This is a genomic window from Rhodopseudomonas pseudopalustris, assembly GCF_900110435.1.
Classification (GTDB): Bacteria; Pseudomonadota; Alphaproteobacteria; order Rhizobiales; family Xanthobacteraceae; genus Rhodopseudomonas; species Rhodopseudomonas pseudopalustris.
The window spans coordinates 216,987-225,579 of record NZ_FODT01000008.1 but is presented as its reverse complement, the minus strand read 5'-3'; the positions used below and the strand labels follow the sequence as shown (position 1 = coordinate 225,579).

The 8,593-nt window shown below is 64.5% G+C and carries 9 protein-coding genes and 1 tRNA gene; 8 read left to right on the top strand and 2 right to left on the bottom strand.

Going from position 1 to position 8,593, the window contains the following annotated elements; translation table 11 throughout:
- Nucleotides 1-294 precede the first annotated feature (294 nt).
- A complete protein-coding gene (locus tag BMY71_RS17165; RefSeq protein ID WP_092685352.1) occupies nucleotides 295-1,080 on the bottom strand; it encodes an SDR family NAD(P)-dependent oxidoreductase in 786 nt (261 codons plus the stop codon).
- A gap of 153 nt (nucleotides 1,081-1,233) precedes the next feature.
- Between BMY71_RS17165 and BMY71_RS17160 the strand changes: the two genes are divergently transcribed.
- Both BMY71_RS17160 and BMY71_RS17155 read left to right on the top strand, forming a co-directional pair.
- A complete protein-coding gene (locus BMY71_RS17160; protein WP_092685323.1) occupies nucleotides 1,234-1,989 on the top strand; it encodes a histidine phosphatase family protein in 756 nt (251 codons plus the stop codon).
- Nucleotides 1,990-2,108: 119 nt separating this feature from the next.
- Complete coding sequence (locus tag BMY71_RS17155) at nucleotides 2,109-2,876, top strand: SDR family NAD(P)-dependent oxidoreductase (RefSeq protein ID WP_011503599.1); 768 nt, start codon at nucleotides 2,109-2,111, stop codon at nucleotides 2,874-2,876.
- 155 nt (nucleotides 2,877-3,031) lie between these two features.
- Here BMY71_RS17155 and BMY71_RS17150 read toward each other — a convergent pair whose 3' ends face one another.
- On the bottom strand, nucleotides 3,032-4,255 hold the full coding sequence (locus tag BMY71_RS17150; protein ID WP_092685321.1) for a serine hydrolase domain-containing protein: 1,224 nt from the start codon (nucleotides 4,253-4,255) through the stop codon (nucleotides 3,032-3,034).
- 174 nt (nucleotides 4,256-4,429) lie between these two features.
- On the opposite strand from BMY71_RS17150, the gene tuf reads away from it, so the two are divergent.
- The 6 genes from tuf (at nucleotide 4,430) to rplA (ending at nucleotide 8,525) form a co-directional block, all read left to right on the top strand.
- Complete coding sequence (gene tuf / locus BMY71_RS17145) at nucleotides 4,430-5,620, top strand: elongation factor Tu (RefSeq protein ID WP_011503581.1); 1,191 nt, start codon at nucleotides 4,430-4,432, stop codon at nucleotides 5,618-5,620.
- Nucleotides 5,621-6,019: 399 nt separating this feature from the next.
- A tRNA-Trp gene (locus BMY71_RS17135) sits at nucleotides 6,020-6,095 on the top strand.
- 308 nt (nucleotides 6,096-6,403) lie between these two features.
- Nucleotides 6,404-6,592, top strand: a complete 189-nt coding sequence (gene secE / locus BMY71_RS17130; protein WP_011503596.1) for a preprotein translocase subunit SecE — start codon at nucleotides 6,404-6,406, stop codon at nucleotides 6,590-6,592.
- Nucleotides 6,593-6,608: 16 nt separating this feature from the next.
- Nucleotides 6,609-7,139 (top strand): transcription termination/antitermination protein NusG, encoded by a 531-nt coding sequence (nusG, locus tag BMY71_RS17125; RefSeq protein WP_011503595.1) that lies wholly within the window; start codon nucleotides 6,609-6,611, stop codon nucleotides 7,137-7,139.
- A 262-nt stretch (nucleotides 7,140-7,401) separates the two neighbouring features.
- Complete coding sequence (rplK, locus tag BMY71_RS17120; RefSeq protein ID WP_092685317.1) at nucleotides 7,402-7,830, top strand: 50S ribosomal protein L11; 429 nt, start codon at nucleotides 7,402-7,404, stop codon at nucleotides 7,828-7,830.
- A 5-nt stretch (nucleotides 7,831-7,835) separates the two neighbouring features.
- Nucleotides 7,836-8,525 carry a 50S ribosomal protein L1 gene (gene rplA / locus BMY71_RS17115; protein WP_011503593.1) on the top strand — a complete coding sequence of 230 codons (690 nt, stop codon included), beginning with the start codon at nucleotides 7,836-7,838 and terminating at the stop codon, nucleotides 8,523-8,525.
- Nucleotides 8,526-8,593: the final 68 nt, after the last annotated feature.

Below are 8,593 nucleotides of genomic sequence, written 5' to 3'. Positions count from 1 at the left end.
GCCGGGGAGAGCACGACATAAGCCGTTAACACCATCGCGTGCGGAACGCCGGACGATGTTCGGCGTGACCGTGGTGACTAACTCGTGTGCTTTTTTACTATGCACACGAGGCCGCGGACGCGTCGTGCGTCCGGCGTTCCGCACGCCCTCTTGTTCGAGAGGGCGGAACGAACCTCGCAAAGCCCGGGCGCAGATGCGCCGCGGAAACGCGATCCCATGTCTGCAATCACGGGGCTGTTTGAAATCTGAAGATCGTTTGCGCGCGAGCCGATCCGCAACGCGCGCGTTCGTCGCTCAGATCGGCTTGCCCGCATAGGGCATCGAGGCTGTCAGTCCGCCGTCGACCGGGAACGCCTGGCCGTGGACGTAGGAGGCCTCGTCGCTGAGCAGGAACAGGCCCATGGTGGCGAGCTCGTGCGGCTGGCCGGCGCGCTTCAGCGGGTTGAGCTGGCCGATCTTGTGGTCGGTGCCGCGGGCGCGGGCGCCGTCGAACACCGGTTTGGTCATGCCGGTCTCGATCAGGCCGGGACACACCGCGTTGATGCGCACGCCGGTGCCCGATAGCGAATAGGCGGTGGTCTGCACCAGGCTGATGACGCCGGCCTTGGAGGCCGCATAGGGGTGGCCGGACGCGCCGCTCTTCAGACCCGCGACGGAGGCCGTGCACAGAATGGCGCCATGGCCCTGTTTGATCAGGTGCGGCGTCGCATATTTGATCGCGAGGAACGGCCCGATCAGATTGATGCGCAGGATGTCCTGCCAGTGCTCGACGGTCTGGTCGGCGAGCGGCACCAGGCCGCCGCTGACGCCGGCATTGGCCCAGATCGCATCGAGCTTGCCGTAAGATGCGATCGCCTTCGCGATGAACGCCTTGACGTCATCCTCCGACCCCGCATCCGCCGTCACCGCTTCCGCCGTGCCGCCGGCCTTGCGCACCTGCTCGACGGTCTCGTGCACGCCGTCGGTGCGATCGACCGCGATCAGTCTTGCACCTTCCTGCGTGAACAGCAGCGAGGCCGCGCGGCCGATGCCGCTGCCGGCGCCGGTGATGATGACGGATTTGCCTGCGAGGCGGCCCATGCGTTGCTCCCTGATGATCGTGCGGCGTTTGCCGCTTGACGGAATTCGGCCGATCGATTGAACGGTCCGCATCGCGCACGGACACACAAGTGACTTGAGGCGATGCGAGCTCTGACGTACAGCGACTTGAAACGGGAATGAAGGATTTTCTGCATGTCGAACGCGCCGCCTTCCGCCGATGAAAAACCCTTCGTCGCCCAGCACTCCGTTCCTGCGGGCGTCGTCGCGACGCGATGGTGGTGGGTGCGGCACGCGCCGGTGCGCAGCGACGGCGGCAATATCTACGGCCAGAGCGATATCGACTGCGACTGCAGCGACAGAGTGGTGTTCGATGCTGTCAGCCGGGTGCTGCCGCGCAATGCGGTGTGGTACGCGAGCAAGCTGAAGCGCACGCATATGACCGCCGACGCGATCTTCGCAGCCGGCTTTCCGCGGCCGTCGACGATCACCCACGACGCCGACCTGAACGAGCAACATCTCGGCGACTGGCAGGGTGCCAACCGCGTTGCGTTCTTCGCCAATCTGCCGATCAATCTCTCGACCTTCTGGTTCGCGCCGATCGACGAGCGCTCGCCGAACGGTGAGAGCTTCATGGATCTCTACGAGCGCACCAAGCGGGCGATCGTGCGGATCACCGCGGCGCATCCCGGCCAGGATATCGTCGCGGTCGCGCATGGCGGCACGATCAAGGCGGCGATCGGCGTGGCGTTGCGCGATCAGCCGGAGCGCGGGCTCGCTTTCACCGTCGACAATTGTTCGATCACGCGGCTCGACCACATGGCCTCCGACGGCCAGGAGGGCTGGCGGATTCCGATGGTCAATCAGCAGCCGTGGATCGCCGACGCCTCGCACGCCGCGATGCATCAGCCGGCCGGACCCGAAGTCGCCACCCCGACCAAGCTCGCCTAGCCGTCATTGCGAGCCGCGAGGCGACGACGCACTCCGTCGACACCGCGCACGCCGCTCGGGATTGCTTCGCTCCGCTGGCAATGACGCACCATCAATCACCAACATATCGGGAGAAACACATGACGTTGTTCGATCTGACCGGAAAAGTCGCGGTGATCACCGGCTCGTCGCGCGGCATCGGCCGCGCCATCGCCGAGCGGATGGCCGAGCACGGCGCCAAGGTGGTGATCTCGTCGCGCAAGCAGGACGCCTGCGACGAGGTCGCCAAGGCGATCAACAATCAGCGCGGGGCAGGGACCGCGCTGGCGATCGCCGCCAACATCTCCAGCAAGACGGATCTCGAGCGCCTCGCCAATGAAGCGACGGCCGCGTTCGGCAGGATCGACGCGCTGGTCTGCAACGCGGCGTCGAACCCGTATTATGGACCGCAGGCGAACATCAGCGACGATCAGTTCCGCAAGATTCTCGACAACAACATCGTCGCCAATCATTGGCTGATCAGCGTCGTCGCGCCACAGATGATCGCGCGCAAGGACGGCTCGATCACCATCGTCTCCTCGATCGGCGGCCTGAAGGGCTCCACCGTGATCGGCGCCTATTGCATCTCCAAGGCCGCCGACATGCAGCTCGCGCGCAACCTCGCCTGCGAATACGGCCCGCACAACATCCGTGTGAACTGTATTGCGCCCGGCCTGATCAAGACCGATTTCGCCCGTGCGCTCTGGGAAAATCCCGAGACGCTGAAGGCCTCGACCGCGCGCTCGCCGCTGCAGCGGATCGGCGAACCCGACGAAATCGCCGGCGCCGCGGTGTTCCTCGCCTCCGCAGCGGGCAGCTTCACGACCGGCCAGACATTGGTGATCGACGGCGGCGCGACGATCAGCTGAGGCGTTCCTCCTCGCCACGCAACGTCATTCCGGGATGCGCGCCGCTGGCGCGCAGACCCGGAATCCCGAAGTTGTGGGGGGAGCGTCGCAGAACAGCTCGGGATTCCGGGTTCGCTCGCTTGCGCGAGCGCCCCGGAATGACGAACTCGTAGTAATCACTCCACCGCCGCGTACACCAGATTGCGGAGCAGCGTGCGAAAATACTCGCGCTGGCCCGGGCCCTGCGACATGAACACCGCGAACAGGTCCTCTGCCGGATCGATCCAGAAGAACGTCCCGGCGATGCCGCTCCAATAGAACTGGCCGACCGAGCCGGGGAACGGCGCAATGCCCGGCTCGGTGCGCACCGCAAAGCCGAGCCCGAAGCCGTGGCCCGGCGGCAGGATGTAGTTGTCCGGCGGAATGTGCGCGGCGAGGTGATTGCTCGCCATCAACTGCAGCGTCTTGCGACCGATGATGCGGGCGCCGTCGAGCGAGCCGCCACTCAGCAGCATCTGGCAGAATCGCGCGTAGTCCATCGTGGTCGATACCAGCCCGCCGCCGCCGGATTCCATCGCCGGCTTCTCCAGCATGTCGAACAGCGCCACCGGATCGCCGGTCCACGGATCGGTCGGGAAGGCTTGGGCGAGACGGCCCTTGTTCGCGGCGTCGGTGTGGAACGCCGTTTCGGCCATCTGCAGCGGCGCGAGAATCCGCTCGTTCAGGAACGCGCCGAGCGTCTTGCCGGAGATGACTTCGATGACGCGCCCGAGAATGTCGGTGGAGCGGCTGTAGTTCCACCCGGCGCCCGGCTGACACACCAGCGGCATCGCTGCAATCAGGCTGGCGTGCTCCTCGTTGGTGATCTTGCGGCTGCGGACCCGGGACTCGCGATACATCTTCTGGATCGGGCCGTCGCTGACGTGATCATAGGTGATGCCGGAGGTGTGGCGGAGCAAATCCTGAATGGTAATCGGCCGCACCAGCGGCACCAGATCGAGCTTTCCCTGCTCGACGACACCGACGTTGGTGTTTTCGAACTCCGGAATGAATTTCTGCAGCGGATCGTCGAGCTGCAGGTGGCCGTCCTCGACGAGCTGCATGATCCCGACCGAGACGATCGGCTTGGTCATCGAGAAGATCCGGAACAGGCTGTCCCGACGCATCGGCGCCTCCAGGCCGGGCGCCTGCCGGCCGAGCGCCTCGAACCAGCCGATATGACCGCGACGTGACACCAGCACCGTGACGCCGGGAATGCTGCCCTTGTCGATCTCGCGCTGGAAGGCGTCGGACATCGCCTGCAGGCGGGCGGAGGACAGCCCGATCGTCTCCGGCTTGGCCTGTGCGAGCGGCGGTGTCTGCGCGGCTGGGGCGGGTTTGGCGGCGGCGTGCGCGGTCATGGCGTCTCCCGATTGATCTTTGCGTACGAGGCCTTACATGGCTTCCATGCGGCCTTTCTCGAAACGGCGCAGCGAGATTGGACCAGAACTTCCAGCTTGAACAGGGTGCTTTTCCGCAGTAACCAGCCGCGGGCTTCGCCGCATAGTGTGCTGCGCCGACAAGGATGGACATCGATGGCCAAAGCAAAGTTTGAACGAAACAAGCCGCATTGCAACATCGGGACGATCGGTCACGTCGACCATGGCAAGACGTCGCTGACGGCGGCGATCACCAAGGTTCTGGCGGAGACGGGCGGCGCGACGTTCACGGCGTATGACCAGATCGACAAGGCGCCGGAAGAGAAGGCGCGTGGCATCACGATCTCGACGGCTCACGTCGAGTACGAGACGACCAATCGCCACTACGCGCATGTCGACTGCCCCGGCCACGCCGACTACGTGAAGAACATGATCACCGGTGCGGCGCAGATGGACGGCGCGATCCTGGTGGTTTCGGCGGCTGACGGCCCGATGCCGCAGACCCGCGAGCACATCCTTCTGGCGCGCCAGGTCGGCGTTCCTGCGCTGGTGGTGTTCCTGAACAAGTGCGACATGGTCGACGATCCGGAACTGCTCGAGCTGGTCGAGATGGAAGTCCGCGAGCTGCTGTCGAAGTACGACTTCCCGGGCGACGACATTCCGATCGTCAAGGGCTCGGCGCTCGCCGCGCTCGAGAACTCGGATGCGAAGCTCGGCCATGACGCGATCCTGGAGCTGATGAAGGCGGTCGACGCCTACATTCCGCAGCCGGAGCGTCCGATCGACCAGCCGTTCCTGATGCCGGTGGAAGACGTGTTCTCGATCTCGGGCCGCGGCACCGTGGTGACCGGTCGCGTCGAGCGCGGCATCGTCAAGGTCGGCGAGGAAATCGAGATCGTCGGCATCCGCGACACGCAGAAGACCACCTGCACCGGCGTCGAAATGTTCCGCAAGCTGCTCGATCAGGGCCAGGCCGGCGACAACATCGGCTGCCTGCTGCGCGGCACCAAGCGTGAGGACGTCGAGCGCGGCCAGGTGCTGTGCAAGCCGGGTTCGGTGAAGCCGCACACCAAGTTCAAGGCCGAGGCCTACATCCTGACCAAGGAGGAGGGCGGTCGTCATACTCCGTTCTTCACCAACTACCGTCCGCAGTTCTACTTCCGCACCACCGACGTGACCGGTGTGGTTCATCTGCCGGAAGGCACCGAGATGGTGATGCCGGGCGACAACATCGCGATGGAAGTGCACCTGATCGTGCCGATCGCGATGGAAGAGAAGCTGCGCTTCGCCATCCGCGAAGGCGGCCGCACCGTCGGCGCCGGCGTCGTCGCTTCGATCATCGAGTAAGATCCATCGCCACCGCAATGCGAGGGCCGCGAGCGCAAATTGTCGCGCTCGCGGCCCTTCTGCTTTTCGGGGCAGGGTTCGCGACGCCGGTCGCGGCGGCCTGTCTCGATCGGCCGCCGTGCAAGGGCTGCGGCTGCAAGGGCGGTCCGGGCTATCGCGGGCCGGAGGGGACCTGCGTCGGCTTCAGGGAACTGGATCGGGTCTGTGGAAAACCGCCGACGCGCTGCGTCTTCGAGAACGCGCCGGGCACGGGCGCCAACAAGGACTGCGCTTTGGTTCCGCGTGCGAGCCAAAAAGTGACCCAGCCGCTCCCATAGACCAAAGCCTTAGCGCGTATCCCACTTGCCAGCAGGGCACTGCTTATGCTTCAAACGCGCCAACCGACGGCGACGTCGGCGTAGGAGTGTAGCTCAATTGGTAGAGCACCGGTCTCCAAAACCGGGGGTCGCAGGTTCGAGCCCTGCCACTCCTGCCAGCCGACCCTCGATAGATCCCGCCAGCCGATTGTAATATCTTGGATTTCCGTCCGCGTCCCGGCGACGCGGAAGGTGTTTTCCGGGACGCCCCGGAGCCCGGCCAGCTTGACGTTTCAGCGGACTCGCCATAAAAGGCGTCACTCGCTGCCGGCCCGCTTCGACGGATTTCCGGCGCGGCTTTGATTTCCCGAAAACAGGGCCCGGTTGGCGGCTCATCCTTGGCGAAGGGGTTCCTTGGCACAGGTTGGGCGCAACAGGGCTGTTCGGATTTCTGAAACAACCACATTCGACTGATCTGGATCACACGATGGCTTTCAGCCCGTTCAAATTCCTGCAGGAAGTGCGGAGCGAAACCGCCAAGGTGACCTGGCCTTCGCGCCGCGAGGTCACCATCACCACGATCATGGTGTTCGTGATGGTGGCGCTCGCCTCGATCTTCTTCTTCGTCGCCGACCAGGTGATCAGGGTTCTGATCACCTTCGTGCTCGGCGTTTAATGGCAGGCCCCTCAACATGAGCATGCGCTGGTACATCGTCCACGCCTATTCGAACTTTGAAAAGAAGGTCTCCGAATCGATTCGGGAGCAGGCCAAGCAGCGCGGCCTGGAGGACCTGTTCGAGCAGGTGCTGGTGCCGACCGAGAAGGTCACCGAGGTCCGCCGCGGTCGCAAGGTCGACGCCGAGCGCAAATTCTTCCCGGGCTACGTCCTGGTGAAGATGAACCTCACCGACGAAGCGTTTCATCTGATCAAGAACACCCCGAAGGTCACCGGATTCCTCGGCGCCGAGAACAAGCCGATGCCGATCTCGGAATCCGAGGCGATGCGCATCCTGCATCAGGTGCAGGAAGGCGTTGAACGTCCGAAGCCCTCGGTGTCGTTCGAAATCGGCGAGAACGTCCGCGTCGCCGACGGCCCGTTCGCGTCGTTCTCCGGCGTGGTCGAGGAAATCGACGAGGCCCGTTCGCGCGTCAAGGTCGCGGTGTCGATCTTCGGCCGCGCAACGCCGGTGGAACTGGAATTCGGTCAGGTCGAGAAGGTCTGATCGGTTGTCGTCATTGCCGGGCATAGCCGTTCGAAGAACGGCGTTCTAAAGAACGCCTATGCCCCGGCAATCCATCCTCTTCGCAAACAGTCTTGCAAAGACGGATGGGTGCCCGGATCAAGTCCGGGCATGACGGAAGAGGGTGGGGCCAAGGCCTTGCTCAGAAGCGACGTGGGAGGCGTGCCGGTGATCGCCAGTCATCGGAATGCGCCCCACCACGAAACCTGAAACCGCCGGTATGCGCCGGCAACAGGAGTTGTAGATGGCAAAGAAAGTGACCGGATACCTGAAGTTGCAGGTGCCGGCCGGTGCGGCGAATCCTTCGCCCCCGATCGGTCCCGCGCTTGGTCAGCGCGGCCTCAACATCATGGAGTTCTGCAAGGCGTTCAACGCGCAGACTCAGAAGGAAGAGAAGAACACCCCGATTCCGGTGGTGATCACGATCTACGCCGATCGTTCGTTCACCTTCGAGTTGAAGACCCCTCCGATGTCCTTCTTCCTGAAGCAGGCGGCCAAGATCCAGTCCGGATCGAAGCTGCCGGGCCGCGATTCGGCCGGCAAGGTGACCTCGGCGCAGGTGCGCGAGATCGCCGAGAAGAAGATGAAGGATCTGAACTGCGACTCCATCGATTCGGCCATGCGTATGGTCGAGGGCTCCGCCCGTTCGATGGGCCTTCAGGTTGAGGGGTAACGGACATGGCAATCGGTAAGCGTTTGAAGAAGGCCCGCGAGGGTGTCGATCGCACCAAGCTGTATCCGCTCGACGAAGCGGTGAAGATGGTGAAGGAGCGCGCGACCTCGAAGTTCGACGAAACGATCGAAGTCGCGCTCAATCTCGGCGTTGATCCGCGTCACGCCGACCAGATGGTCCGCGGCGTGGTGATGCTGCCGAACGGCACCGGCCGTACCTTGCGGGTCGGCGTGTTCGCGCGCGGCGCCAAGGCCGACGAAGCCAAGGCGGCAGGCGCTGACGTCGTCGGCGCCGAGGACCTTGTCGAGCAGGTCCAGGGCGGCAACATCAACTTCGACCGCTGCATCGCCACCCCCGACATGATGCCGCTGGTCGGCCGTCTCGGTAAGGTGCTCGGTCCGCGCGGCATGATGCCGAACCCGAAGATCGGTACGGTGACGATGGACGTCGCCGGTGCGGTCAAGGGCGCCAAGGGCGGCTCGGTCGAGTTCCGCGTCGAGAAGGCCGGCATCGTGCAGGCCGGCGTCGGCAAGGCCTCGTTCACCGAGGAGAAGCTGGTCGAGAACATCAAGGCGCTCGCGGACGCGGTCACCAAGGCCAAGCCGACCGGCGCCAAGGGCACCTACATCCAGCGCGTCGCGGTGTCGTCGAGCATGGGCCCGGGCGTCAAGGTCGAGCCGGGCTCGATCCACTAAGCTCGTTGTCGCCTTGCGGAGACGTTGAGGCAAACCAGGGGCGGATGGGGCAAACCCGTCCGCCCCTT